The following is a 25,983-nucleotide window of genomic DNA, read 5'->3' on the forward strand; positions in this document are numbered from 1 at the left end:
ACCGCGGACGTACGGGAGAAGGCTCAGCGCGTCCTGCGCCGGGCCTTCTTCCGTGCTTCCTCCGCCTCCGCCTTGACCTCGCCCGCGTACCGGTCGACGTACTCCTGGCCGGACAGCGCGAGGATCTCGTACATGATCTCGTCCGTGACGGCCCGCAGCACGGACCGCTCGCCCTCCATCCCCTCGTACCGGGAGAAGTCCAGCGGCCGCCCGAAGCGGATCGTGACCTGGCGGATGCTGGGGATCTTCTGGCCGGGGGGCTGGATCTCGAAGGTGCCGACCATCGCGCACGGCACGACGGGCACCTTGGCGCCCAGCGCCATCGCCGCCACCCCCACCTTCCCCTTGTACAGCCGCCCGTCGTGCGAGCGGGTGCCCTCCGGGTAGATGCCGAGCAGCTCGCCCTTGGCGAGCACCCCGAGCCCCTCGCGGAGCGCGGCCTGACCCGCGTCCTTGCCGGAGCGGTCCACGGGGATCTGCCCGGCGCTGCGGAAGAAGGCGGCCGTGAGCCGCCCCTTCACACCGGGCCCGGTGAAGTACTCGGCCTTGGCGAGGAAGGTGATGCGCCGCTTGAGGATCGCGGGCATCAGGAAATGGTCGGAGAAGGACAGGTGGTTTCCCGCGACGATCGCGGCGCCCTCCTCCGGGATGTTCTCCAGTCCTTCGATCCGGGGCCGGAACAGCAGCCGCAGCAGCGGCCCCAGGATCACGTGCTTGAGCAAGTGGTAGAACACCAGGCCGCTCCCGTCGACATCCCGTTGTCACGGACATCTTACGGACGGTCAGCCGTGGTGGGCGCCCCGCGTCACACGCTGCGCGAAGCCGCCATTCCCGCGGTCAGCAGCCCCAGCACGATCCAGCCGAACCACAGCCAGCCATTGCTGCCGAGGGCCACCGAGTATGTGGCGATCGCCACCAGAGCGGCGAAGGTCATCACTGCCATCGCCTTCACGGATCCGGTCATACCCCATGGTGGCGCGCGAAGGGGGTCCAGCGCTACTGGCCACGCGCCTGGAGCGAGGCGAGATACGCGTTGTACGCCGCCAGCTCCTGGTCCCCGCTGCGGTCCTCGGCCCGGTCGGAGCGCTTCGCGGCCCGCTGCTCGGAGTGGTACCACTGGTACACCAGGGCGATCAGGACCAGCACCGAGGGGATCTCGCTGAAGGCCCAGGCGATGCCGCCGCCCCACTGCTGGTCGAGCAGGGGGTCGATGCCGAGGGACGCCGGCGGGTTCGCGTACGTCTTGACCATGGGCTGGCTCGCCATCATCAGCGCGATGCCGAAGAAGGCGTGGAAGGGCATCCCGATGAAGAGCTCCAGCATGCGCATCACGTAGCCGGGGCGGTGCGGGCCGGGGTCCACGCCCATGATCGGCCAGAAGAAGAAGAGGCCGACGGCGAGGAAGTGCACCATCATCGCGATGTGTCCGGTCTTGGACTCCATCAGGAAGTCGAAGACCGGCGTGAAGTAGAGGCCGTACAGGCTCGCGATGAACAGCGGGATGGTGAACACCGGATGGGTGACCACCTTCATGTAGCGGCTGTGCAGCAGCATCAGCAGCAGCTCGCGCGGTCCCTTGTGGCCGCGGGCGGCCGGCGACAGCGCGCGCAGCGCCAGCGTCACGGGCGCGCCCAGCAGCAGGAGGATCGGGCTGAGCATGCTGATCACCATGTGCTGGACCATGTGCACGCTGAACATGACCATGCCGTAGTCGTTCAGCTTGGTGCACATCATCAGGGCCACGCTCAGCACGCCGAGGGTGAAGGCGACCGTCCGGCCGACCGGCCAGGAGTCCCCGCGCCGGCGCAGCCGCAGCACGCCCCACGCGTACAGGGCGAGACCCGTGAGCGAGCCGATCAGGAAGAAGGCGTCGAAGGAGAACTCCAGCCCGCGCCCGAGGGTGAAGGGCGGCAGGTCCATGTTCATGTCGTGCATGTCCATGGTGCCGTGCGCGAGGTAACTCAATCTCTTCACTCCCTTGACCCGTGGTGCCCCACCACAGTAGTGCCGCCCCCGGACGGGAAATCGTCCGGGGGCGGTCATTACGGGAGCGACACGTAGAAAGGGGGAAAGATCACAGGACGTTCTGCGCCTCGGCGTACCGCTCGGCCGGAACGGTCTTCAGCGTCTGCACCGCCTCGGCGAGCGGCACCATCTCGATGTCCGTGCCGCGCAGCGCCGTCAGCATCCCGAACTCGCCGCGGTGCGCCGCCTCGACCGCGTGCCAGCCGAAGCGGGTGGCGAGGACCCGGTCGTACGCGGTGGGGGTGCCGCCGCGCTGGACGTGGCCGAGGATGACCGGCCGGGCTTCCTTGCCGAGCCGGTCCTCCAGCTCGACGGCGAGCCGGTTGCCGATGCCGGCGAACCGCTCGTGGCCGTACATGTCGGTGCCGCCGGCCTCCAGGGCCATCGAGCTGCCCTCGGCGGGCTTGGCGCCCTCGGCGACGACGACGATCGCGAACCGCTTGCCCTGCGAGAACCGCTCGCCGACGATCTTCGTCAGCTCCTCGATGTCGAAGGGGCGCTCCGGTACGACGATCGCGTGCGCGCCCGCCGCCATGCCCGAGTGCAGGGCGATCCATCCGGTGTGGCGGCCCATGACCTCCACGACCATCACGCGCTGGTGGGACTCGGCGGTGGTCTTCAGCCGGTCCAGCGCCTCGGTGGCGACGCCGACGGCGGTGTCGAAGCCGAAGGTCACGTCGGTCGAGGCGATGTCGTTGTCGATCGTCTTCGGGACGCCGACGATCGGCAGGCCGCCCTGCGAGAGCAGGTTGGCGGCCTTCAGGGTGCCCTCGCCGCCGATCGGGATGATGGCGTCCAGACCGAGGTCCGCGACGTGGCCGCGGGCCCGCTCCACGCCGTCGCGCAGATGGGCGGGCTGGACCCGGGAGGATCCCAGAATCGTTCCGCCCCGGGCCAGGATGCCGCTCACGGCGTCCAGGTCGAGCTTGCGGTAGTCGCACTCCAGCAGGCCGCGCCAGCCGTCGTGGAAGCCGATGACCTCGTCCCCGTGGTCGACGACGGCGCGGTGTACGACGGAGCGGATGACGGCATTGAGGCCGGGGCAGTCGCCTCCGGAAGTGAGCACACCTATGCGCATGGCAGGAAGGACCTTTGCAACGTGGGGCCGACGACCGGACCACGTCGTCCGGTTGGAACTACCCTGCACCCTACAAGTCGATCCCCGGTGGACTGAACCATCCTCCACATGCTGGTCAGCTCAGTCGTACGAAAAGACGTCGGCCCGGATCCCCCTCGGGGAATCCGGGCCGGACGGCGGGTTGCCGGGAGGTTACGCGGGCTGCGTCGCGGCCGCGATCCGCTCGGCGCGCAGGGCCTCGTACCAGTGGTCGTCGATGGGCGGCAGCGCGTTCACGTCGAGCGCCAGCTTCAGCAGCAGGTCCGCGATCTGCGGGTTGCGCGCCATCACGGGACCGTGCATGTAGGTGCCGAACACCGTGTCGTTGTACGCGCCTTCGGTGCCGTCACCGGTGCCGTTGCCCCGGCCGAGCCGGGTGTGCGCGAACGCCTTCGCCGTCGGGCCGAGGTGCGTGACGCCCTGGTGGTTCTCGAACCCGGTCAGCTGCGGCAGGCCGAGCCGCGGGTCGATGTCCGCGAGGACGTCGCCGACGCACCGCTCGCCCTCGCCGCGCACGGTGACCACGTCCAGCAGGCCGAGGCCCTCCTGGCGCTGGCCGACGTCGTTGACGAACTCCTGCCCCAGGATCTGGTACCCGGCGCAGACGGAGAAGACGATCGCCCCGTTCGAGACGGCCCGCTCCAGGCCGCCGTCGCGCAGCAGCCGCTCCGCGGCCAGGCGCTGCGGCCGGTCCTCGCCGCCGCCGATCAGGTAGATGTCGCCCGAGGTGGGGATCGGCTGGTCGCTGCGCACGTCCACGCGCTGCACGTCCAGGCCGCGCCGGCGGGCCCGGCGCTCCACGACGAGGGCGTTGCCCTGGTCTCCGTACGTGCTGAGCAGGTCGGGGTAGACCCACACCAGACGCAGGCTGTTGTCGCTCATGCTCTTGTCCTTATGGGTACTAGTTGCCGACGCGGCGGCGCACGTCCTGGAAGGCGGTGTAGTTGGCGATCAGCTCGATCTGTCCGGGCGGCGCCAGCTGCACGGCCTCGTCGAGGGTCTCGCACACCCGGAAGTCCAGGCCCGCGACCTCGAGGCGGACCGCGAGGTCCAGCTTGCGGTCGCCGATCACGAAGATCGGGTGGCCGGCCAGGCGCGGGTAGTCCACGTCCCACAGCCAGGAGGTGTCGGTGCCGTCCGCGCCGCGCGCGTTCACCGACAGGATGACCGGGGTCGGCGGCGGGTCGATCAGCGAGAACGTCTCGAGCCAGCCCGCCGGGTTCTTCGCGAGCAGCAGGCGCAGTTCGCGGCCCTGGAAGCTGACCACGTCGTAGCGGCCGGCGACGGCCTGCACCTGGTACATCCGCTCGAGCGCGACCTGCGGCGGGACGCCGAAGACGGCGGCCACGGCGGCCGAGGTGGCGGCGTTCGCCTTGTTGGCGCGGCCCGGGAGCTGGAGGTTGATCGGCCAGGCGCTGCCGTGCGGGTCGAGCACGTGGTCGCCGGAGAGCACCCAACTGGGGGTGGGGCGGCGGAAACCGCACTCGCCGCAGTACCAGTCGTCGCCCGGACGCTGCATGACGCCACCGCAGGAGGGGCACGACCAGGCGTCGTCCTTCCACTCCTGGCCGGCCGCCACCCACACCACGTTCTGCGAGGACGAGGCGGCCCACACGATCAGCGGGTCGTCCGCGTTCGCGACGACGACCGCCTTCGAGCCCGACAGGCCCTCGCGCCACTTCTCCGCGAGCATGCGGGTCTCGGCGGCGCGGTCCAGCTGGTCGCGGGAGAGGTTGAGCAGGGCGATCACCTTGGGGGTGACGTCCCGGGCCACTCCGGCCAGGTACTTCTCGTCCACCTCGATGACGCCGTAGCGGGCGTCCGAGCCGCCCGCCAGGGCGGAGGTGATGCCCGCGGGCATGTTGGCGCCCAGGGCGTTGGAGACGACCGGACCGCTGGCCCGCAGGGCTTCCGCGATCAGCCGGGTCGTCGTGGTCTTGCCGTTCGTCGCCGAGACGAGGACGACGTCGAGATGCTGTGCCAGCGCGCCGAGAAGATCGGGGTCGAGCTTGAGCGCGACCTTGCCTCCGATCACCGATCCGCTTCCGCGTCCCGCGGCCCGCGACACCGCCGCCGCGGCCTTGCCCGCCGTCACGGCCAGCTTGGCCCGCGGCGAAAGCGGCTCTGTGTTGCCTGCCATCGTCCCTTGTCCTCCTTGCGTCGGTCGCCCCCAGCCTATCCAGTACCTGCCCGCGCCCCGACCGCGGCGCCCCCGGTCTGCCGAAGATCTCCTCATATAGTCGCCCGTCGTACCCTTACGGCCATGCGACAGCGCCCCATCCCCGGTACCTCCGGCATCGTCCGCACCATGAGCCTGCTGGGCGACCCGGTGCTCCATTCCGCTTGCGCGGAGGTCACCGAGTTCGGCCCGGCCCTCGACCGGCTCATCGAGGACATGTTCGCCACGATGTACGCCGCCCAGGGCGTCGGCCTCGCCGCGAACCAGATCGGCGTAGGACAGCGGGTGTTCGTCTACGACTGCCCCGACGACGAGGACGTCCGCCACGTCGGGCACATCGTCAACCCCCGTCTGGTCTCGGCCGACGGGGACGAGTTCCTGGGCCCGGAGGGCTGTCTGTCCCTGCCGGGGCTGGAGGCGGGAACGGCCCGCTTCGACCAGGCGGTGGTGGAAGGGGTCACCTCGGACGGCGCGGCCGTGCGGGTGTCCGGGACCGGGTTCTTCGCGCGGTGCCTGCAGCACGAGTGCGACCACCTCGCGGGGGCGGTGTACGCGGACCGCGTGACGGGGCTGCGGGCCCGTCGGCTGCGGCGGGCCATCCGCAAGACGGACTGGGGCGCGGCGGCGCTGCGCGCTTAGGCCGTCTCTCGCGGGCTCGGCCGACAAGATCCGAAAGAGACGGCCTAGAACCCCGGGCCGTCCGCGCGGTTGCCGGCCGTGGCCAGGCGGCCCCACAGCAGGTCGGTGAGGGCGCTGACGAGTTCGGCGCGCTCGCAGGGGCGCTCGCCGAGCCACCAGTCGCCCGCCGCGTGCATCATGCCGACGATGCCGTGGCCCCACACGCGGGCCAGGCGTTCGCCGCCGGGGCCGAGGTCCACGCGCTCGCCGATCACCTGCGCCAGCTCCTCGCCGAGGCGGCGCAGCAGCGGGGCCGAGTGCAGGCCGACGTCGAAGCCGCGCTCGGGGGCCTGGGAGTCCTCGGCCGGGTGCATGAGGAAGCGGTAGACCTGGGGCCGGGCCTCGATGGCGGCGAGATAGGTGTCGAGGGTGGCCTCCACCCGGCTGCGCCGCTCGGCGGGGGCGTCGAGCGCGGCGCGCAGCGAGTCGAGCAGCGCGTCGGTGTGCCGGACGGCGAGCGCCTGGTAGAGGCCCGCCTTGTCCCCGAAGTGCCGGTAGAGGATCGGCTTGGTGATGCCGGCTTCCGCCGCGATGGCGTTCATGGACGCCTTGGGGCCGTCCCTGAGGACGACCCGGTCGGCCGCCTCCAGCAGCTCGCGCCGCCGGCGCTCGGCCGCTCCCGGCTCGCCCGTCTGCTGTGTGGTCTCCATGACGTGTCTCACTCCCCGCCCTTGCGATGTCCTGACGCCCACGCAACGTAACACTCCGCACACCCTGGCGATCTCATCGGAGGCCCGCATCGGCGCTGCTTGACAGTGCTTACCGGCCGGTAACAGACTGTGTCGCTGTTCGGGTTACCAGCAGTAACCATCTGCACGAAAGCTGGAGGGGACATGGCGGAGTTCACCATGGAGCTGAACGACGACCAGAAGCAGGTACAGGACTGGATCCACGGCTTCGCCGCCGACGTGATCCGTCCCGCCGCCGCGGAATGGGACGAGCGCGAAGAGACTCCGTGGCCCGTCATCCAGGAGGCCGCCAAGGTCGGGATCTACTCGCTCGACTTCTACGCGCAGCAGTTCTTCGACCCCACCGGCCTCGGCATCCCGATGGCCATGGAGGAGCTGTTCTGGGGCGACGCGGGCATCGCGCTGTCCATCGTGGGCACCGGGCTGGCCGCCATCGGCGTGGTCGCCAACGGCACCGAGGAGCAGATCGGCACCTGGATCCCGCAGATGTACGGCACGCCCGACGACGTGAAGCTCGCAGCCTTCTGCTCCTCCGAGCCCGACGCCGGCTCCGACGTCGGGGCCATGCGCACCCGCGCCGTCTACGACCAGGCCAAGGACGAGTGGGTGCTGGGCGGCACCAAGACCTGGGCGACGAACGGCGGCATCGCCAACGTCCACATCGTCGTGGCCGTCGTCGACCCCGAGCTCGGCACCAAGGGCCACGCCTCCTTCATCGTGCCGCCGAACACCCCGGGCCTCTCCCAGGGCCAGAAGTTCAAGAAGCACGGCATCCGCGCCTCGCACACCGCCGAGGTGGTCCTGGAGGACGTGCGCGTGCCCGGGTCCTGCCTGCTCGGCGGCAAGGAGAAGCTCGACGAGCGGCTCGCGCGGGCCCACGAGCGGGCGAAGGCGGGCGGCGGGGAGAGGGTGAAGAACGCGGCCATGGCCACCTTCGAGGCCTCCCGCCCGGCCGTCGGCGCCATGGCGGTCGGCACGGCGCGCGCGGCGTACGAGGTGGCGCTGGACTACGCGAAGACCCGTACGCAGTTCGGCCGGCCGATCATCGACAACCAGGGCGTCGCCTTCCAGCTCGCCGACATGCGGACCTCCATCGACGCGGCCCGGCTGCTGGTGTGGCGGGCCTCGTGGATGGCGGTCGCGGGCAAGCCCTTCACCTCGGCGGAGGGCTCGATGTCCAAGCTCTTCGCGAGCGAGACCGCCAAGAAGGTCACCGCCCAGGCGGTGCAGATCCTCGGCGGCAACGGCTTCACCCGCGAGTACCCGGTGGAGCGCATGCACCGCGACAGCGCGATCTACACGATCTTCGAGGGCACCAGCGAGATCCAGCGCCTGGTGATCGCCAGAACGCTCTCGGGCATGCCGATCCGCTAGCGGATCGCCGGAGCGCCGCTCGAGGGACCCGGGTCGCGCCACGGCGGCCCGGAGCCCCCGCGTGCGCCCGGCCGGGGCCCTCAGGGGCGCAGGAGCGCGTCCAGGGCGCGGCCGAAGAGGACCCGGGCCGCCGCCGCGACCAAGGGGTCGAAGAGGCGTCCCAGGCCGCGCACGCGCAGTTCCTCGCGCCACTCGACCTCGCAGCCGCCGGCGGGCGAGGGGCGGATCTCGATCTCCGCCCGGCCCGTGACGGCGCGGCCGTGCTTCACCAGCCTGACCAGCCCCTTCGAGGCGCCGCTCGGGGGCTGCCAGACGGTGACTTCCATCGGGTCGTCGAAGGTGATCCTGCCCACGCCCGTGCGCGCCGTGAAGCGCGTTCCGACGCGCGTGGGAGGCTCCGTTTCGATCACCGTCCGGGTGAGCGGGACCTCCGCGCCGTGGCGTTCCCAGTCGGTCAGCCTCAGCCACGCCCGCTCGGGTGCGAGGCGGGTTCGGCGAATGATCCGGATAGCGGGCATGAGCGCATGGTAAGCGGGCATACACACCCTGAACTGGGCGGCGAATATGCCTTCCGCCCGGGGGTGGCGATCAGCAATACTCACCGCCACCGTGGATCGCGGATTCGACCGGGTGACCACCGGCCCTCCCGCCCCACTCTGCGAGGAGGTGCGCCATGTGCTCCCACCAGCCCCCCTGCCCGACCGCCGAAAGCGCCGACCACGACGCCGCCCGCACCGTGGCCTTCCACCCCGAACAAGGCTGGAACCTGCTGTGCAACGGCGCCGTCGTATTCGACGACACCGGTGAACTGCTCCCCGACGGCCGCACGGTGGAACCCCGCCGCCCGGCCCTGGTCTGAGCGAGGAGGCAGCATGCGCCAGCAGCTGATCCGCAAGCCCGTTCCCAAGCCCGCGCCCCGAGACCTGGATCTGCGCACACCGTCGGGCAGACCCCTCCCGTACTGACGGGAGCCCAAGATTGGCGGTTACGGCGGGGTCCACCGGAGGTTTCCTCAGCCGGTGGACGCCGCCGCACCACTCAGGAAGGCGTTCTCGTACGCCTCGTCGCCGATCGCCGCCCTGGCCTGGCTCTCGCCCTTGTCGCGAAGCGCCGTCAGCGAGGGTGAGCCCATCTGCGGCCGTCCCACCGTGCGCCACCAGGCGTGCCCGGTGCCCAGCAGGCGCGCCGCCAGTTCGCCGTCGCCCAGGCCCGCCACCGCCGCCGCCAGCAGGTCGAGGCCGAGCGCGATCCCGAAGCGGTCGCCCAGCAGCCGTTTGCCCGACAGCATCGCCCGCGCGTGCCGGGCCGCCTCCCCGTGGTGGCCGAGCCCGAAGGCCGCGACGGCCAGGATGTAGTCCGCGTAGGCCCGCATCCAGCGCTCGCCCAGCTCCTCGCACGCCTCCCGCAGTCCCCGCGCCTCCCGCTCGGCCTCCTCGAAGCGCCCGAGGTCGCACAGGGCGTAGCCGGTGGCCAGCCGGCACAGCAGCCATCCCGGGCCGTGCGGCCGGCCGCCGTGGCCCCCGCGGGCCCGGGGGCCGGCGAGCGCGAGCGCCCGTACGGGATCGCCCGGCATCAGGAGCGACACCGCGTGCAGGTACGCCGCGCGCAGCTCCGGCTCCGGATCGGCCAGTGCGGCCGCGGCGCCGGTGCACCGCTCGCCGAGCTCCTCGGCGGCCTCCAGGTCGCCCTGGAGCAGCGCGGTGAGCCCGAGCGCCCACAGGGCCTGGGCGTGCGCCGCACCCGCCTGCGGGGCGCCGAGCAGGGCCCGTTCCAGGAAGGCCCGGCCCTCGTGGACGTGTCCGCACGAGAACCAGAAGAACCACAGCGCGCCGGCCGCCTCCAGGGCCGCCGTGGGGTCCGAGCCGAGCAGGTGCTCCAGGGCGGTACGCAGCTGCGCGTGCTCGGCGGTCATCCTGCGGTACCACTCCACCTGGCCGGGTCCCATCCAGCCCCGGTCGGCGGCGTTCGAGAGGGCGGCGTACCAGTGGGCGTGCCGGTCCGCGAGGACCCGTACCTCCCCGAGCTCCGCCAGCCAGTCCTGGCCGTATTCGCGGATGGTGTCCAGCAGCCGGTAGCGGGGGCCCGTGCCCCGCTCCTGGGTGCAGCGGACGACCGACTTCGCGACCAGGCCCGCGAGCACCCCTTCCACCCGCGCCGCGGGCAGCGGGCCGCCCGAGCACACCGCGCGGGCGGCGGCGGCATCGAAGTCCCCCGTGAACACCGACAGCCGGGCCCACAGCAGCCGTTCGAGCGGCTCGCACAGCTCGTGGCTCCAGCCGATCGCGGTCCGCATGGTCTGGTGCCGGGGGAGCCGCGCGGCGGCGGTGTCGCGGAGCAGGTCGAAGCTGACGTCGAGCCGCTGCGCCATCTGCTCCACGGTCCACAGCCGCATCCGGGCCCCGGCCAGTTCGAGGGCGAGCGGGATGCCGTCCAGGCGGCGGCAGACCTCGGTGGCCACGGCCAGCCGGTCCGGGTCGGTGAAGGCGGCCTCGGCGTACGGGGTGGCGGCCAGCGCGCGGGCCCGGAAGAGGGTGAGGGCGTCGCTGTCGGGCCCCTCGCACGGCAGCGGGCTGACCTCGACCACGTTCTCGCCGGGGCAGCCGAGCGGTTCGCGGGAGGTGACCAGGACCGTCAACCCGGGCGCGGACTGCAGCAGTTCGCCCACGAGGTGGCGGCAGGCGGCCACCAGGTGCTCGCAGGTGTCGAGGACGAGCAGCAGCGTCTTGTCGGCCATCCAGGCGCACAGCTCCTCGTCCAGGGGGCGCCGGGACTGGGTGGCGAGGCCGACGGCGTGCGCGACGGTGGCGGTGAGCAACTCGGCGTCGCGCAGCGGGGAGAGAGGCACCCACCAGACTCCGTCGGGCCGGGACTGGGGCGGAGCCGCGGCGGCGCGCTGGGCCAGCCTGGACTTGCCGACGCCGCCGACGCCCGTGAGGGTCACGAGCCTGCGCTCGCGCAGCATCTCGTACAGGAGGGCGAGTTCACGCTCGCGTCCCACGAAGCTCGCCGTCTCCGGCGGCAGGTTTCCCGGCACGGCGCCAGAGTCTGGTCCAGGGGCGCCGCCCGCGGAATCTGCCTGATTGTTGTTGACCGAGTACTCACCGAACACGCATGTATTGTGCGTGATCTTCTTTCGGTGCAGTGCCGTTCGGGTCAGATCGAAGGAACGGGTTCCGCTCGCCGGGTCCGGTTCCCGATCCGGATCGGGACCCGGCGGAGGGTGGTTCAGGAGGCGAGCACGACCCGCCGCTCGGCGGAGAAGGCCCCCCAGTTGCCGTCGGGCAGCCGCGCCCGGAGCTTGACCGCCCACACCGTGCCGGGCGGCTCGGCGACCGTGAGGCGGTGCTCCGCCCGGCCGGCCGGGACCGCCCCCGCGCCGAACTGGATCACGGTGGTGGGGCGGCCGTTGACGTAGAGCTCGTACTCGCTGGTCTCCCGGCCCGTCGGCGGGGCGGTCCAGGCGAGGGTGACCGCGCCCGGAGAGGCCGTCGCGGTGAACTCGGCGGGAGCGGTGTTCGGGCGCTGCCCGGGCCCGGCCGGGGTCGTCACGTCCACCGCGGGGCCGTCGGGGGAGGAGTGGTCCGCGCCGTCGCGGGCCCGGACGGTGAAGGTGTAGACGGTGTCGGGCTGGAGGCCCTCCAGGGTGGTCCCGGTGCTGCCCGGGCCGGCCGTGTGGATGCGGGCTTCGCCCTGGTAGACGTCGTAGGCGGTGACCCCGGAGTCGTCGGTGGCCGGGCCCCAGGTCAGTTCGGCGGAGGTGGGCCCGAGCGCGCGGCCGGCCGTGGCGGTCGGGGCCGTCGGAGGCAGCCGGTCCTCGGCCCGGGCGGCGGGGGTGGTGGCCGAGGCGGCCGTGCTCGCGGCGGAGGTGTTCCCGGCGGTGTCGCGGGCCTTGACCGTGAACTCGTAGGCGGTCTGCGGGGCGAGGCCGGTGATGTCCACCATCGTCTTGTCGGCGGGGAGTTCACGGACCAGGCGGTCCGCCTGGAAGACGAGGAACGACGACACCTTCTCGGCGGGCGCGGGCGAGGTCCACATGACGTGGACCGAAGTGGCGCTGCCCGCCTGGGCGGTGAGCCCGGCCGGGGCGGACGGCGGCGTGGTGTCGGCCGAGGAGCACCCCGTGAGGAAGGCCGTCGCGAGGGCCAGGGACAGGGCGAGCGCGAGCGCCGACCGCCCGGCCGACGGCCGCGGGAGGCGGCGTACGGGGTGTGGCGCGGGGCTTGGTGCGGGGTCGTGCACGGCGGCGCCCTCTTCTTCCGGCTCCTCGGAAAGGTCTAGACATATATGGCACGCCGTGGGGCGGCCGGGCAAGACCCGCGCGACCCTTCTCGTCGATGTGACCGGATTCGTGCTCTTCTGTTCCCGTCTGGCATTATTGCGATCTCTTTGCAATAAGAAGGAAGTGCACGACATGACCGCCCGGACCGTACGGGGAATGGCCAGGGTGGCCGCGGCCGCCGCACTCATCACTTCGGTGGCGGCCTGCTCCGCCCCCTCCGGGGGAGCGGCGGCGGGATCCGGGGGCGCCGACCCCGTCGTCGTCGGCATGGCCAACGAGCCGGAGACCCTCAGCCCGCTTCTGGGCTACGGCAAGGACGGCAACTCGAAGATCTTCGACGGGCTGCTGACCCACGACGCCGACATGAAGCTGCGGCCCGCCCTGGCCGAGGCCCTGCCCGACGTCTCCCCGGACGGCCTCACCTACACCTACCGGCTCCGCCGGGGAGTGAAGTTCAGCGACGGAGCGCCCTTCGGCGCCAAGGACGTCCTCTTCACCTACCGGACGATCCTGGACCCGAAGACGAACAACGCGTCCAAGTCCGAGCTCGACGCGATCGCGTCCGTCGAGGCGCCGGGAGACGACACCGTCGTCTTCACCTTGAAGTACCCCTACGCCCCCTTCGCCGAGCGGACCGTCCTGCCCGTGGCCCCCGAGCACATCGCGGGCAAGCAGGACGTCAACAGCGGCGGCTTCACCACCGCGCCCGTCGGGACCGGACCGTACGTGCTCACGGCCTGGTCCAAGGGCGAGAAGCTCGCCTTCAAGGCCAACCCGTCCTACTGGGGCGGCGAGCCCGCGGTGAAGAAGTTCACCATGGCCGTCGTCAAGGACGACGACGTACGCGCCACCCGGCTGCGCTCCGGCGAACTGGACGGGGCGATCCTGCCGCCGAACCTGGCCAAGGGCGCGTCGGCGGACGGGGCGCGCAAGACCCACACCGCCAAGACCTTCGACTACCGCAACGTGACCATGCCGACCGGCAACGCCGTCACCGGCGACACGGCCGTGCGCCGGGCCCTCGACATCGCCGTGGACCGCGGCGCCATGGTCGACAAGCTCCTGGACGGCGCGGGCAAGGCCGCCTACGGCCCCGTCCCGACCGACAGCCCGTGGTTCACGCCGGGCACGGAGCGCGCACACGACCTCGCCCGGGCCCGGAAGATCCTCGACGGGGCGGGCTGGGTCCCCGGCCCCGACGGCGTCCGCGCCAAGGACGGCGTCCGCGCCGCCTTCCCGCTCTGGTACACCTCCGGCGACAAGATCCGCCAGGAGCACGCGCTGGCCTTCGCCTCCGACGCCAAGAAGGCCGGCATCCAGGTCACGACCGAGTCCGGCAGCTGGGAGGTCATCGAGCCCCGGATGAAGACCGACGCCGTCCTCGCCGGCGGCGGCTCCCCGGCCGACCCCGACTTCGACCAGTACCTGACGCTGAGCTCCTCGCTCGCGGGCGACGGGTTCAACAACATGGCCCGCTACGACAACCCGGTCGTCGACCGGGCGCTCCTCGACGGCCGCAGGAGCGGCGACCCGGCCGCGCGCAAGGCCGCGTACGACACGGTCCAGCGCGAGCTCGCCCTGAACCCGGGCTACGTCTACCTCACCCACATCGACCACGTGTACGTCATGGCCGACCGGTGGGACGGGCCCTCCACCCAGATCGAGCCGCACGACCACGGCCTCGGCTCCGGCCCCTGGTGGAACATCGAGAGCTGGAAGCCGAAGCAGAAGTGAGCCCGGCCAAGTGACCAGCCGCTCCCTACGCCTCCCCTGGGGGCCGATGGCGCGCATGGCGGGACGGCGGACCCTGTTCGCCGGCCCCGTCCTGCTCGTCGTCACCTTCGGGGTCTTCGCCGTCGCCGCGCTGTCCCCCTTCGACCCCGTCAAGGCGTACGCCGGCACCGCCGGGCTCACCGCGTCCCAGGCCGAACTCGACCAGCTGCGGGCCAACCTCGGCGCGGGCCCGCCCTTGGTCCAGCGCTGGTGGGAGTGGCTCACCTCGGCGCTGACCGGCGACCTCGGCACCTCCGCCGTCATGCGCCAGCCCGTCTCCGACGTCATCGCGCAGCGGCTCGGCTGGTCGGCCCTGCTCGCGCTCTGCGCCTTCGCCGTCGCCGTGCTGCTGGGCACCGGGCTCGGCGTCCTGGCCGCGCGCAGGCAGGGCGGGCCCCTGGACCGGGCCGTCTCCGCGCTCGCGTACACCCTGGAGGCGGCGCCGGCCTTCTGGCTGGGCCTGCTCGCCATCTGGTTCTTCTCGGTGCGGCTGGGGGTCCTGCCGTCCGGCGGCCTCACCGACGCGGGCAGCGACGTCGTCACCGCCGGTCAGGTGGCCCGCCACCTCGTGCTCCCCGCGCTGGTCCTCGGCCTCTCCCAACTGCCGTGGTTCTTCCTGTACGTCAGGCAGGGCGTCGCCGACGCGCTGGAGGAGGATCCCGTACGGGGAGCCCGCGCGCGGGGCCTGGGCGAGCGGCGGGTGCTGCTCGGCCACGGGCTGCGCTCCGGGATGCTCCCGATGCTGACGCTGATCGGCTCGCGGGTGCCCGAGCTGATCACCGGCGCGCTGCTCGTGGAGACCGTCTTCAGCTGGCCGGGCATCGCGGCGGCCACCGTGCAGGCGGCGACCTCCGTGGACTTCCCGCTGCTGGCGGCGCTGACGGTCCTGGCGACGGCGGCGGTGCTGGCCGGGAACCTGCTGTCCGACCTGCTGTACGGACTGGCGGACCCGAGGGTGGGCTTCGATGGCTGAGGTGACCTGGCGGTCGCACGGCCGCGACCGGCGCTCCACGCGCACCGTGCGGGCACGGACCTCCACGGTGCTCGTCGTGCTGATCGCGCTGGCGGTGCTGCTGGTGCCGCCGCTCGTCCAACTCGACGAGCAGGCGGTCGACCTGTCGGCAAAGCTCCTGCCGCCCTCCTGGGCCCACCCCTTCGGCACCGACGACGTGGGCCGCGACCTGCTGCTGCGCTGCGTGTACGGGCTGCGGGTCTCGCTGCTGGTCGGGCTGGTGGCGGCGCTGGTCGCCACCGTGCTCGGCACGGCGGTCGGCGCCGCCGCCGGGGCGCTCGGCGGCTGGACGGACCGGCTCGTCATGCGGGTGGTGGACGCCCTGTCCTCGATCCCGCACCTGCTGCTCGGCATCTTCATCGTGGCGATGTTCCGGCCGGGGGTGTGGCCCGTGGTCGTCTCCGTGGCCCTGACCCACTGGCTGTCCACGGCCCGCATCGTCCGCGCGGAGGTCCTCTCGCTGCGCTCCCGGCCCTTCGTGGACGCGGCCGTCGCCGGCGGCGCGTCCCGGTGGCGGGTCACCGTACGCCACCTCGTGCCCGGGGTGCTCCCGCAGGCCGGGCTCGCCGCCGTGCTGATGATCCCGCACGCCATGTGGCACGAGTCGGCCCTGTCCTTCCTGGGCCTCGGCCTGCCCGCCCACCAGGCGAGCCTGGGCAACCTCGTCCAGACGGCCCGCGGCTCGCTGCTCGCCGGCGACTGGTGGCCCACGCTCTTCCCCGGGCTCTTCCTGATCGTCCCGACCCTGGCGATCGCCGGCCTGGCGGGCGCCTGGCGCGAGCGCCTGAACCCCCGCCGCCGCTCGGAGCTGACCCTGTGAAGCACCAGCCCCCGCCGTCGCCCGTGAGGATGACCGGGCCCGTGCTCACCGTGGACCGGCTCTCCGTCCGCTTCCGCATGCGCGGCGGCCGCCACGTCGAGGCCGTCACCGACGCCTCCTTCACCCTGGCTCCCGGCGAGTGCCTCGCCCTCGTCGGCGAGAGCGGCTGCGGCAAGTCCGTCCTGGCCTCCGCCCTCCTCGGCCTGCTCCCCGGCAACGCCGAGACGGCGGGCTCGGCCAGGCTCGCCGACGGCCTCGACCTGCTCGCCCTCGACGAGCGGACCCTCTCCCGGACCGTCCGGGGCCGCCGGGTCGCGCTGGTCCCGCAGAGCCCGGCCGCGCACCTCACCCCGGTACGCACCGTCCGCTCCCACCTGGAGGAGACCGTGCGCGAACTGACGGGCACCGCCAAGGCGGGGCTCCGGTCGGCGGCGGAGGCCGCCGCCGACCGGGCCGCCTTCCCGGCCAGCCACCTCGACCGCCACCCCCACGAGCTCTCCGGCGGCCTCGCCCAGCGCGCGGCGACCGCGCTCGCGCTGATCGGCGAGGCGCCCCTGCTGCTCGCCGACGAACCGACCACCGGCCTCGACCGGGACCTCGTGCACCGCACCGTCGACGAGCTCAAGGCCCACACCGGGGCCGCCGACCGGGCGCTGCTGATGATCACGCACGATCTCGCGGCGGCCCACCGCATCGCCGACACCGTGGCGGTCATGTACGCCGGGCGCATCGTGGAGACCGCCGCCGCCGGGCCGTTCTTCGGCGGTCCCGGCCCGCGCCACCCCTACGCGCGCGGACTGCTGGACGCCCTGCCCGAGCGCGCCTTCACCCCCGTCCCCGGCGCCCCCCCCGCGCTCGGCCCGCTCCCCCCCGGCCGCGCCTCCGCCGCCCGCCGCCCCCGCGCCGCCCTCCCGCGCCGGCCGGGACCTCTCCCAGGCCCCGCGGGCCGCCCGGGTCCTTGCGTTTCTTCTCATCTCTACCCGCCTACTAGCCAGTCTCGTTACATCCCGAAGGCAAGCGAGCGCAGAGATCAACGACGAGTAGATCGTGGGGAGCGTCAGATGTGTAGAAGGGACAGGGGGCGGTGCGCGGGGTCAGCCGAGCAGGGAGCGGCCGATGATCTCCTTCATGATCTCGGTCGTCCCGCCGTAGATGGTCTGGATGCGGCCGTCGACGAAGGCCCGCGCGACGCGGTACTCGGTCATGTATCCGTATCCGCCGTGCAGTTGCAGGCAGCGGTCGGCGACCCGCTTCTGCAGTTCGGTGGCCCACCACTTCGCCATCGAGGCGTGGACGTGGTCCAGCTCCCCGTTGGAGTGGTCGGTGATGCAGCGGTCCAGGAAGGTGCGGGTGACCGCGCACTCGGTGGCCATCTCCGCGATCTCGAACCGGATGTGCTGGAGCTTGGAGAGCGGCCGCCCGAAGGCCTCGCGCTCCTTCACGTACTGCGTGGTGATCTCCAGCAGGTACTCGGCGGCGGCGATGCCGGCCATGGCGATGCCCATCCGCTCCTGCGCGAGATTGGTCATCAGGTGGACGAAGGCGCCGTTCAGCTCACCGAGCAGGTTCTCCTTGGGGACGCGCACGTCGTTGAAGAACAGCTCGGCGGTGTCCTGCGCCTTCTGGCCGATCTTGTCGAGGTTGCGGCCGCGCTCGAAGCCCTCGGTGCCGCGCTCCACGACCAGCAGCGACATGCCGTGCGCCCCGCCCTCGGGGGTGGTCTTCGCGACCACGACCACCAGGTCGGCGAGGATGCCGTTGGAGATGAAGGTCTTGGAGCCGTTGAGCACCCAGTGGTCGCCCGCGTCCTCGGCGGTGGTCCGGATCCCCTGGAGGTCGGAGCCCGCGCCCGGCTCGGTCATCGCGATGGCCGTGATGATCTCGCCGGAGCAGAAGCCGGGCAGCCAGCGGCGCTTCTGCTCCTCGGTGGCCAGCGAGGTCAGGTACGGCCCGATGATGTCGTTGTGCAGGCCGATCGCGAGTCCGGCGGCGCCCGCCCGGGTGAATTCCTCGGCGATCACCGCCGCGTACCGGAAGTCGGTGTTCCCGCCGCCCCCGTACTCCTCCGGGACGGCCAGGCCGAGCAGCCCCTGGCGGCCGGCGGCACGCCAGGCCTCGCGGCTGACGACGCCGTCCTTCTCCCACTGCTCGTAGTGCGGCAGCACCTCCTTGGCGAGGAAGGTGCGGACGGTCTCGCGGAACGTCTCGTGATCGGCGTCGAAGATGCGGCGTTGCATCGGGGCTCCCTAGGGGTGTCTTGCCTGCTCGCTAAGAGGTGTTCCGTAATTCCGTTACGATCGCCAAGTTCCGCAAGGGATAGGGCGAGAAGACGCCCTGTGGGAGTCAACCGCATCGTGTCTGTCCCCGGCTTGCCGGTACGGATCACGCGGCAGCACAGCGTCTGAGCTGTGCCTCTGCTCCCCGAATGCCGGACCAGCGCCCCGAGCGACCCCGGATGAGCCGCCCCCGGGCGACCACGCCGGACAGACCAGGAACCGCCCCGGCTGCAATCCGTCATCCCCACGGGGATAACGGATCAAGTCTTAGAGCCAGTTCTCGACGGTTGCGATCGACTGGGCGGGCTCGGGGCCGACGGGCGTGACGTTGAGCATGGTCACCCCGGCGGCCCGAAGGCCTCGACGCACTCGCGCACGTAACCCTCCGGCCCGCACAGCGTGGTGAGCTCGCACGGTACGGCGGCGTCAGCCAGCCGTCGGCGATCTCCGCCGTCATCCGCACGTTGGCCGGCCCCAGCGAGGCCACGTAGACGGGGATGTCCGCGCGGACCGGCCGGGTCAGCATCCGCAGCGCCTTGCCGTGCCGGCCGATCGGCTTGTCGTACGGCTTCCCGTGCCAGCCCTCGACCGCCTGCGGGCCCGAGGCTCCGAGGCCGAGCAGCGCCCGGCCGCCGGACATCGCGTCCAGGCCCGCCGCCGTCTGGGCGATGAGCGCGGGCGTGCGCGAGTAGACGTTGAGGATGGCCGAGCCGATCTTCATCCGCTCCGTGCGGGCAGCCAGGTACCCCATGATCGTCGGGGAGTCGAAGCCCCAGGCCTCGGCGACCCACACGGCGTCGAGCCCGGCCGTCTCCAGCTCCGCGGCCGCGTCGGCGGCCCGGCGCGGGTCCCCAGGGGGTACCTCCCAGCGGTAGCTGGGGGAGTGGTCCAGCATCATGGAGAGCTCCATCAGCCCTCCTTCCCGAGCAGCGCCGGCACGTCCCAGTCCGCCGCCACCGACTCCGTGTGCGCGCCCGGCAGTGCGGGGCCGCCCACGGCGCCGGCCGGGGTCGCGGAGAAGCGCGGCGCGGGCGCGGGCTGGGTGATTCCGGCGGCCTCGACGAAGGTGCCCCGAGCCGCGAGGTGCGGGTGGTGCGGGGCCTCGCGGAGCGAGAGCACGGGCGCCACGCAGGCGTCGGTGCCCTCGAAGACGGCCGTCCACTCCTCGCGGGTACGGGACTTGAAGCGCGCGGCGACGGCGCCCCGCAGCTCGCCCCAGCGGGCGAGGTCCTTGCGGGCGGGGGCCTGGTCCTTGATGCCGAGGAGCTCCACGAAGGTGTCGTAGAACTGCTGCTCCAGCGCGCCGACGGCCATGTGGCCGCCGTCGGAGGTCTCGTAGGTGCCGTAGAAGGGGCAGCCGCCGTCGAGGAGGTTGGCCCCGCGCCGGTCCTGCCAGCCGCCGGCCGCGAGCATGCCGTGGATCATGGCGGTGAGGTGGGCGGTGCCGTCGACGATGGCCGCGTCCACCACCTGGCCGGTGCCACCGGGGGTGCGGGCGTACTGGAGGGCGGCGAGGACGCCGATGACGAGGTAGAGGGAGCCGCCGGCGTAGTCGCCGACCAGGTTGGCGGGGACCGCCGGGGGCTCGCCCGGGTTGCCGATCATGCCGAGGGCGCCGGTGACGGCGATGTACGCGATGTCGTGCCCGGCGGTGTGGGCGAGCGGGCCGTCCTGGCCCCAGCCGGTCATCCGTCCGTAGACGAGCTTCGGATTGCGGGCGTGGCAGTCGGCCGGGCCGACGCCGAGCCGCTCGGCGACCCCGGGGCGGAACCCCTCGATGAGGACGTCGGCGCGCAGGGCGAGGTCCAGCACGCGGGCGGGACCGTCGGCGGACTTCAGGTCGACGAGGACGGAGCGCTTGTTCCGGTTGGTGATGTCGTAGGTCGGGTTCACCGCGAGCCCGCCACCGCCGGGCCGGTCCACGCGCACGACGTCTGCCCCCAGGTCGGCGAGGAGCATGGCGGCGAAGGGGCCCGGCCCGATGCCCGCCAGCTCGACGACGCGCACGCCCGCGAGCGGGCCGCCGCCGCTCCGGCTGCCTCCTCCGCTGCCTCCTCCGCTGCCTTCTCCGGTGCCTTCTCCGCTGCCTTCTCCGCTGCCGGACGCGTTCCCTGTCCCTGCCATCGAGCCCCCAGGATCCCGTGGCACCACTGCGGCCACTGTGTGACACAACTGATGTAACACCAGTGATGCTAGGAACCTGTTCCACTCAGCACAAGAGCAAGCGCTTAGCCGGTTGGCCCGATCCGGGCCGCGATCCGCGCGTCGAGTTCCTTCAGGTGCCGCTTGAGCGCGACCGTCCGGTAGCTCTCCTCCACCCACTCGCACAGCACCTCGGCGGAGGGCGCCCCCTTCTCCCCCAGCGGCACCGAGACCCAACCGGCCCTCCCCAGTCCGTACCCGGTCGGCTCGGCCCCGGGCGCGGTCATGGCGTGGCCGTGCAGCGCCTCGTCCTTGAGCTTCACGGAGATCCCGGGCGGCCGCGGGCCGTCCGCGTTGCCCAGGAAGACGAAGATCTTCTTGTTGACCTTCACCACGCAGTCCTCAGGGCCCCACGGGAACTCCTCCCCGGCCTCCGGCAGCCCCCGGGCGAACTCCCGGACCGCCTCCCACTTGCGCACCGCACCCTTCATGGAATCCTCCGTCCGCCGCGGTCGCGTCCGCACCCGCGGACGGTCCGCCCTCACGCTAACGCGGGGCGCGCGGGGACGTCGGGCACGCGGGTCGCGAGTCCGCGGCGGTCGCACAAGCGAACAGCTAAACCCATGTGATCAACGGACTTGCCGCTCTGTAGGCTGTGCACGCTTTCCGCCCTGATCAAGGGCGCACAGACATTTGGGGGGGCTCGGTGTCATATCGCCGACTCGTAGCATCCGCGACCATTCTCGCGGCAGGCATTTCTCTCATACCAGGCATGGCGCAGGCCGACCCGGCCGCAGCCGGCAAGCACGGTGTCTCCGTGCCCGACGTGGACCCGAAGGAGGCCGCGGCGGAGGACTTCAAGACCTTCAAGAGCCCGGCCGACCGCTCGGTCCGCAAGACCACCGAGCCCGCCGGGGGCAAGGCCGCCGCGCGGTCCGCGGCCGAGGACTCGGATCTCGTCGTCGCCCTCGCCGCCTACACCGAGTCGGCGCACTCGATATCCCTGGACACCACGATCTCCGGCGCGACCGGGGCCTGGCTCACCGTGGACATCGACTGGGGTGACGGCACCACGAGCCAGGAGGGCACCTACGGCGGCGCGACGATCACCACCCCGCACAACTACGAGGACCTCGGCACCTACACCGTCAAGGTCACCGTGACGGACACCGCCGCGGGCACCTCGGCCGGCAACACGGTCGAGGTCGCCACCCTGGGCTCGGAGTTCACCCCGTACGGCCCCACCCGCCTGCTGGACACCCGCGACGGCACGGGCGCCGCGAAGGGCAAGGTCGCCCCGTACGCCTCGGCGCACCTCAAGATCGCCGGCAACGGCAAGATACCGGCGGGCGTCACCTCGGTCGTCCTCAACCTGACCGTCACGAACGCCACCAGCGCCGGCCACGTCACGGCGTTCCCCTCCGGCGCGGAAAAGCCGATCACCTCGAACGTCAACTTCGTCCCCGGCCAGACGGTGCCGAACCTGGCGATCGTGCCCGTGGGCGCCGACGGCTACGTCGATCTGTACAACGGCGGCTGGGAGTCGATCGACCTGATCGCCGACGTCACCGGCTACTTCACCAAGGCCGCCTCCAGCGGCTACACCCCCATCGACCCGGTCCGCTTCGCCGACACCCGCTCGGGCCTCGGCACCGCCAAGGGCCAGGTCGCCGGGCAGAGTTCGTTCGGCCTCCAGATCGGCGGCAGCCGCGGAGTGCCGGCGGGCGTCACCGCGGTGGCGCTCAACGTGACCGTCACGGGTCCCCGGGAAGCCGGCCACCTGACCGCGTACCCGAGCGGCCAGCCGGCGCCCGGCGCCTCCAACCTGAACTTCACCGCGGGCCAGACCGTCGCCAACTCGGTGATCGTCCCCGTCGGCGCGGACGGCAAGATCAACATCCGCAACGGCGCGTGGGCCGGGACCGATGTCGTCGTCGACGTCGTCGGCCACTACAGCCCGGCGGGCGAGGGCGCCTACATGCGCCTCAAGCCGAAGCGCGTGTTCGACACCCGCGACCCCCAGGGCGGCGTCTACGGACCGCTGTGGGGCCGCGACTACATCTGGGTGGACTTCTCCTCGAAGTACCCCGACGACTCGGGCTACGTGCTGAACGCCACGACCACCAACACCATGGGCCCCGGCTTCCTCGCGGTCGCGCCGGACCCGAACGCCCGCTGGATGTACGACGGCGGATCGGCTTCCTGGCCCGTCGCGCCCACCACGTCCACCCTCAACTTCACCGCGGGCAAGACCGTCCCGAACATGGTGCAGGCGAGCACGGGCAACAACGGCATCGTCGACTTCTGGAACCAGTCCGACGACGACATCGACCTGATCGTCGACATGTTCGGCTACTACGACAAGAACTGAACCGGCCGCCGGACGGGCGGTGTGACCGGCGCCCCGGGGGCGGCCCTCCGGGCCGCCCCCGGGGCGCCGTCCGTCGCACGGCGGTCACACGCTAGCCTCAGCCACCGACACGAGCGGGGAGGAACCGTGATGGGCGAAGAGGTTCAGCGGACCGGCAGGGCCGCGGGGCATGAACGGACGTACGACCTCGTGCTCTTCGGCGCGACGGGGTTCGTGGGGGCGCTGACCGCCGAGTACCTCGCCGCGCACGCCCCCGCGGGCTGCCGGTGGGCCCTCGCCGGCCGGAGCCTGCCGAAGCTGGAGCGGCTGCGCGAGCGCCTGACCGCCATCAACCCGGCCTGCACGGACCTCCCGCTGCTCGTCGCGGACGCCGAGGACGCCGGGTCGCAGCACGAACTGGCCGCCTCCACCAGGGTGTTGGCCACCACCGTGGGACCGTACGTCTGGTACGGGGCCGGGCTGGTCGCCGCCTGCGCCGCCTCGGGCACCGACTACGTCGACCTCACCGGCGAGCCCGAATTCGTGGACCGGATGTACGTCGAACACGACGCCCGGGCCCGCGAGACGGGTGCCCGCATCGTCCACGCCTGCGGCTTCGACTCGATCCCGGCAGACCTCGGCGCGTACTTCACGGTCGGTCAGCTGCCGGCCGGGGTGCCGCTGACCGTGGACGGGTTCCTGCGCTCCAACGCCCTCTTCTCCGGCGGCACCCTGACCACGCTGCTCACCGCGATGGGCCGCGGCCCGCAGAACCTGGCCGCCGCCCGCGCCCGCCGGCTGCACGAACCCCGGCTGCCCGGCCGGCGCGTGCGGGGGCCCGTGGGCGCGCCGCGCTTCAGCCGGGAGACCGGCGCGTGGGCGCTGCCCCTGCCCACGCTGGACCCCCAGGTCGTGGCCCGGTCGGCGGCCGCGCTGGAGCGCTACGGCCCGGACTTCCGCTACCGGCACTACGCCTCCGTACGCCACCTGCCCGTCGCGGTGGGCGGTACGGCGGCGGTCGGCGGGGTGGCCGCGCTGGCCCAGGTCCCGCCGGTGCGCCGGTGGCTCGCGGGCCGCTGGGAGCCGGGCCGGGGCCCGGACGCGGAGCGGCGGGCGCGCAGCTGGTTCACCGTGCGGTTCGTGGGCGAGGGCGGCGGCCGCCGGGTCTTCACCGAGGTCTCGGGCGGCGACCCCGGGTACGGGGAGACCGCGAAGATGCTGGCGGAGTCGGCGCTCTGCCTGGCCTACGACGCCCTGCCCGAGGTCTCCGGGCAGCTGACGACCGCCGTGGCGATGGGCGACGCCCTGCTGGACCGGCTCCAGAAGGCGGGGATCCGCTTCCGGGTGGCGGCCCGCGACTGACGGCCGCGGGCGGCCCACCGGCCGGCCGGCGGCTCGGCCGGCGGTTGCTCGGCCGGCGGTTGCTCAGCCGGCGGTTGCTCAGCCGGCGGTTGCTTCGCGCAGGGCGCGCCGGCACAGGGAGTCGGCGTGCCGGGTGGTCTCCGGGATGCGGAAGCGGGGGCTCAGGGCGAGGGCGTGCGCGCAGGCGTTGTCCAGCGAGACGCGGTGCCCGACGGAGACGTACACGGGCTTGATCCCGTCCTGCGTGCGCAGCGCCCGCCCGACCTCGTCGCCGTCGGCCGCGCGCAGCGGGGCGGCGTCACCGCGCCGGGCGCCCGGTTCCCCGTAGGTGAAGGTGAACGGGTTCTTCGCGATGCCGATGGCGGGCAGCCCGGTGACCACGCCGAGGTGGCAGGCGAGGCCGAAGCGGCGCGGGTGGGCGAGGCCGTAGCCGTCGCAGACGACGAGGCCGGGCGTGACGCTCAGCGCGTCCAGCGCGGCCAGCACGGTCGGCAGCTCGCGGAAGGCGAGCAGCCCGGGCACGTAGGGGAAGCTGACCCGCCCGACGGAGGTCGCCTCCTCCACCACCCGCAGGGTGGCCGCGTCCAGCACGACGGCCGCGGCGGCGACGAGGTCGCGCTCGTCGTCGTAGGCCACGTCCACCCCGGCGATCAGCCCTTCACCGGGCGGGGGGCCGGTCTCGGTCAGGATGACGCGGCCGCGCAGTTCGTCTTGTATCGCCTTGGCCTCGGCCTCGTCGGCGGGGATCTTCGCACTCGTCATAGTGGTGCGAGAGTAGCCTGGCGATCATGTTCGTCATGGAGCTCACCTACACCGCGCCCGTCGAAGCCGTCGAAGAGGAGATGGACGCGCACATCGCCTGGCTGGACGGCTACTACGCCGCCGGGATCTTCCTCGCCTCGGGCCGCAAGGTCCCGCGCGACGGCGGCGTCATCCTGGCCGGCGGGGTCTCCCGCGCCGAGATCGAGAAGATCGCCTCCGAGGACCCGTTCACCGTGGCGGGCGTCTGCGCCTACCGCATCACCGAGTTCCTCGCGACGAAGACGTCGGCGGACCTGTCGACGGTGCGGGAGAACCCGGTCGTCTAGAACCTGGTCGTTTAGAACCCGGTCGTCCAGGTGGATCCGGCCGGGCCCGAACCACGGGCGGGCGCCACCCCGGACGGAGTAGCGCACGAAGAGCTCCGGACCCCCCTTGGGCCTGTGGAGTGAGCGGAAACCAGCCGTCCTGTGCGCCCTCCTGAGCGCTCGGAGCTGCCCGGGAATCCCTGACATCCCTGCTCTGGCGTCACTCTGTGCGATCACACAGATGTTTTCCGGCCACTCGGTGACACAGCTCACTCCTTCTCGTGTGCACGGATCGGCCGGATCCCGCGTCTATCCCGTTGCCGGGCACCACCCCATGGCCCGGCGAGAGATCCGCCGCAAGGGAGCGAGCCTTGATCACTGTCATCGAGCAGGCCGTGCAGGCCCGACTGGTCGCCACCGCGCCGAAGGTCGACACCGTCCCGGTCACGTTCTGCTACGACCGGTCGGATCCCTTCGCCGTCCGGATGGCCTTCCCCGCGCCCGCCACCCTGGAGGGCGTCGAGGTCTCGTGGACCTTCTCGCGAGAGCTGCTGGAAGCCGGGCTGGACCGCCCGGCGGGCTACGGCGACGTGCGCGTGCGCCCGTACGACGCCGACCGGACCACCGTCGAGTTCCACGCCCCCGAGGGCGTCGCCATCGTGCTGATGGTCACGGCCGATCTGCACCGCTTCCTGGAGCGGGCCTCGACCGTCGTGCCCCCGGGCCTGGAGCACCTGTACCTCGACATGGACCAGAGCCTGGCCGAGCTGATGCGCGACTCCTGCTGAGCGGAGCGGGCGACCGCGCCTCCCCTGGGCCGTCTCTTACGGATCTTGCCTG

24 protein-coding genes and 2 pseudogenes are annotated in these 25,983 nt (G+C 72.5%); 11 read left to right on the forward strand and 15 right to left on the reverse strand.

The features are described 5' to 3' along the window. Positions 1-23: 23 nt before the first annotated feature. From DRB89_RS23855 to DRB89_RS23875, 6 genes are all read right to left on the reverse strand, one after another. Positions 24-734 carry a lysophospholipid acyltransferase family protein gene (locus DRB89_RS23855; protein ID WP_112449358.1) on the reverse strand — a complete coding sequence of 237 codons (711 nt, stop codon included), beginning with the start codon at positions 732-734 and terminating at the stop codon, positions 24-26. 71 nt (positions 735-805) lie between these two features. Then, positions 806-964: a hypothetical protein gene (locus DRB89_RS43785; RefSeq protein ID WP_204358153.1), complete on the reverse strand. Its 159-nt coding sequence runs from the start codon at positions 962-964 to the stop codon at positions 806-808. Between the two features lie 32 nt (positions 965-996). Continuing rightward, the gene (locus DRB89_RS23860; protein ID WP_112449359.1) at positions 997-1,941 is read right to left on the reverse strand and encodes a cytochrome c oxidase assembly protein; all 945 of its coding nucleotides are present in this window, start codon (positions 1,939-1,941) and stop codon (positions 997-999) included. A gap of 133 nt (positions 1,942-2,074) precedes the next feature. Beyond that, on the reverse strand, positions 2,075-3,103 hold the full coding sequence (locus DRB89_RS23865) for a 6-phosphofructokinase (RefSeq protein WP_112449360.1): 1,029 nt from the start codon (positions 3,101-3,103) through the stop codon (positions 2,075-2,077). 192 nt (positions 3,104-3,295) lie between these two features. After that, the gene (locus DRB89_RS23870; protein ID WP_112449361.1) at positions 3,296-4,024 is read right to left on the reverse strand and encodes a glutamine amidotransferase; all 729 of its coding nucleotides are present in this window, start codon (positions 4,022-4,024) and stop codon (positions 3,296-3,298) included. Between the two features lie 19 nt (positions 4,025-4,043). Beyond that, complete coding sequence (locus tag DRB89_RS23875) at positions 4,044-5,282, reverse strand: MurT ligase domain-containing protein (protein WP_112449362.1); 1,239 nt, start codon at positions 5,280-5,282, stop codon at positions 4,044-4,046. Positions 5,283-5,405: 123 nt separating this feature from the next. Here DRB89_RS23875 and def point away from each other — a divergent pair, with 123 nt between their 5' ends. Continuing rightward, positions 5,406-5,960: a peptide deformylase gene (def, locus tag DRB89_RS23880; protein ID WP_112449363.1), complete on the forward strand. Its 555-nt coding sequence runs from the start codon at positions 5,406-5,408 to the stop codon at positions 5,958-5,960. Between the two features lie 44 nt (positions 5,961-6,004). On the opposite strand, the gene DRB89_RS23885 is transcribed toward def, so the two are convergent. Next, positions 6,005-6,649, reverse strand: coding sequence for a TetR family transcriptional regulator (locus tag DRB89_RS23885; protein ID WP_112449364.1), 645 nt, complete (start codon positions 6,647-6,649; stop codon positions 6,005-6,007). Between the two features lie 183 nt (positions 6,650-6,832). Between DRB89_RS23885 and DRB89_RS23890 the strand changes: the two genes are divergently transcribed. Next, a complete protein-coding gene (locus tag DRB89_RS23890; protein WP_112463408.1) occupies positions 6,833-8,062 on the forward strand; it encodes an acyl-CoA dehydrogenase family protein in 1,230 nt (409 codons plus the stop codon). 80 nt (positions 8,063-8,142) lie between these two features. Here DRB89_RS23890 and DRB89_RS23895 read toward each other — a convergent pair whose 3' ends face one another. Continuing rightward, positions 8,143-8,580 carry an SRPBCC family protein gene (locus tag DRB89_RS23895; RefSeq protein WP_112453510.1) on the reverse strand — a complete coding sequence of 146 codons (438 nt, stop codon included), beginning with the start codon at positions 8,578-8,580 and terminating at the stop codon, positions 8,143-8,145. Between the two features lie 155 nt (positions 8,581-8,735). On the opposite strand from DRB89_RS23895, the gene DRB89_RS23900 reads away from it, so the two are divergent. Beyond that, positions 8,736-8,921 (forward strand): DUF5999 family protein, encoded by a 186-nt coding sequence (locus tag DRB89_RS23900; protein WP_112449366.1) that lies wholly within the window; start codon positions 8,736-8,738, stop codon positions 8,919-8,921. A 153-nt stretch (positions 8,922-9,074) separates the two neighbouring features. On the opposite strand, the gene DRB89_RS23905 is transcribed toward DRB89_RS23900, so the two are convergent. After that, complete coding sequence (locus tag DRB89_RS23905; protein ID WP_112449367.1) at positions 9,075-11,096, reverse strand: NB-ARC domain-containing protein; 2,022 nt, start codon at positions 11,094-11,096, stop codon at positions 9,075-9,077. Between the two features lie 191 nt (positions 11,097-11,287). Further along, entirely contained in the window at positions 11,288-12,301 is a 1,014-nt protein-coding gene (locus tag DRB89_RS23910; protein ID WP_239516305.1) for a fibronectin type III domain-containing protein, read from the reverse strand. Between the two features lie 172 nt (positions 12,302-12,473). Between DRB89_RS23910 and DRB89_RS23915 the strand changes: the two genes are divergently transcribed. The 4 genes and pseudogenes from DRB89_RS23915 to DRB89_RS23930 all read left to right on the forward strand — a co-directional run. Beyond that, positions 12,474-14,075 carry an ABC transporter substrate-binding protein gene (locus DRB89_RS23915; protein ID WP_112449369.1) on the forward strand — a complete coding sequence of 534 codons (1,602 nt, stop codon included), beginning with the start codon at positions 12,474-12,476 and terminating at the stop codon, positions 14,073-14,075. Positions 14,076-14,121: 46 nt separating this feature from the next. Beyond that, positions 14,122-15,087, forward strand: a complete 966-nt coding sequence (locus DRB89_RS23920; RefSeq protein ID WP_112449370.1) for an ABC transporter permease — start codon at positions 14,122-14,124, stop codon at positions 15,085-15,087. After that, positions 15,080-15,946, forward strand: a complete 867-nt coding sequence (locus DRB89_RS23925) for an ABC transporter permease (protein ID WP_112463409.1) — start codon at positions 15,080-15,082, stop codon at positions 15,944-15,946. Before DRB89_RS23920 ends, DRB89_RS23925 begins: the two co-directional genes overlap by 8 nt. A 29-nt stretch (positions 15,947-15,975) precedes the next feature. Beyond that, positions 15,976-16,839 (forward strand): annotated as a pseudogene (locus DRB89_RS23930) (ATP-binding cassette domain-containing protein); the annotation flags it as partial. Positions 16,840-17,040: 201 nt separating this feature from the next. Here DRB89_RS23930 and DRB89_RS23935 read toward each other — a convergent pair. The 4 genes and pseudogenes from DRB89_RS23935 to DRB89_RS23950 form a co-directional block, all read right to left on the reverse strand. Further along, positions 17,041-18,183: an acyl-CoA dehydrogenase family protein gene (locus DRB89_RS23935; RefSeq protein WP_112450297.1), complete on the reverse strand. Its 1,143-nt coding sequence runs from the start codon at positions 18,181-18,183 to the stop codon at positions 17,041-17,043. A gap of 306 nt (positions 18,184-18,489) precedes the next feature. Beyond that, positions 18,490-19,132: pseudogene (locus tag DRB89_RS23940) on the reverse strand (LLM class flavin-dependent oxidoreductase). Then, positions 19,132-20,229 carry a CaiB/BaiF CoA-transferase family protein gene (locus DRB89_RS23945; RefSeq protein WP_239516306.1) on the reverse strand — a complete coding sequence of 366 codons (1,098 nt, stop codon included), beginning with the start codon at positions 20,227-20,229 and terminating at the stop codon, positions 19,132-19,134. Before DRB89_RS23945 ends, DRB89_RS23940 begins: the two are co-directional and overlap by 1 nt. A 221-nt stretch (positions 20,230-20,450) precedes the next feature. Continuing rightward, complete coding sequence (locus DRB89_RS23950) at positions 20,451-20,855, reverse strand: MmcQ/YjbR family DNA-binding protein (protein WP_112450299.1); 405 nt, start codon at positions 20,853-20,855, stop codon at positions 20,451-20,453. A 281-nt stretch (positions 20,856-21,136) separates the two neighbouring features. On the opposite strand from DRB89_RS23950, the gene DRB89_RS23955 reads away from it, so the two are divergent. Both DRB89_RS23955 and DRB89_RS23960 read left to right on the forward strand, forming a co-directional pair. Continuing rightward, the gene (locus tag DRB89_RS23955; RefSeq protein WP_112450300.1) at positions 21,137-22,735 is read left to right on the forward strand and encodes a PKD domain-containing protein; all 1,599 of its coding nucleotides are present in this window, start codon (positions 21,137-21,139) and stop codon (positions 22,733-22,735) included. A 129-nt stretch (positions 22,736-22,864) separates the two neighbouring features. Further along, on the forward strand, positions 22,865-24,076 hold the full coding sequence (locus tag DRB89_RS23960; RefSeq protein WP_112450301.1) for a saccharopine dehydrogenase NADP-binding domain-containing protein: 1,212 nt from the start codon (positions 22,865-22,867) through the stop codon (positions 24,074-24,076). 78 nt (positions 24,077-24,154) lie between these two features. Here DRB89_RS23960 and DRB89_RS23970 read toward each other — a convergent pair whose 3' ends face one another. Next, positions 24,155-24,838 (reverse strand): endonuclease V, encoded by a 684-nt coding sequence (locus DRB89_RS23970; RefSeq protein ID WP_112450302.1) that lies wholly within the window; start codon positions 24,836-24,838, stop codon positions 24,155-24,157. 26 nt (positions 24,839-24,864) lie between these two features. On the opposite strand from DRB89_RS23970, the gene DRB89_RS23975 reads away from it, so the two are divergent. Both DRB89_RS23975 and DRB89_RS23980 read left to right on the forward strand, forming a co-directional pair. Continuing rightward, the gene (locus DRB89_RS23975; RefSeq protein ID WP_112450303.1) at positions 24,865-25,164 is read left to right on the forward strand and encodes a YciI family protein; all 300 of its coding nucleotides are present in this window, start codon (positions 24,865-24,867) and stop codon (positions 25,162-25,164) included. 350 nt (positions 25,165-25,514) lie between these two features. Continuing rightward, the gene (locus DRB89_RS23980; RefSeq protein ID WP_112450304.1) at positions 25,515-25,931 is read left to right on the forward strand and encodes an SsgA family sporulation/cell division regulator; all 417 of its coding nucleotides are present in this window, start codon (positions 25,515-25,517) and stop codon (positions 25,929-25,931) included. The last annotated feature ends 52 nt before the right edge of the window (positions 25,932-25,983 follow it).

This window comes from Streptomyces sp. ICC4 (assembly GCF_003287915.1).
Classification (GTDB): Bacteria; Actinomycetota; Actinomycetes; order Streptomycetales; family Streptomycetaceae; genus Streptomyces; species Streptomyces tritrimontium.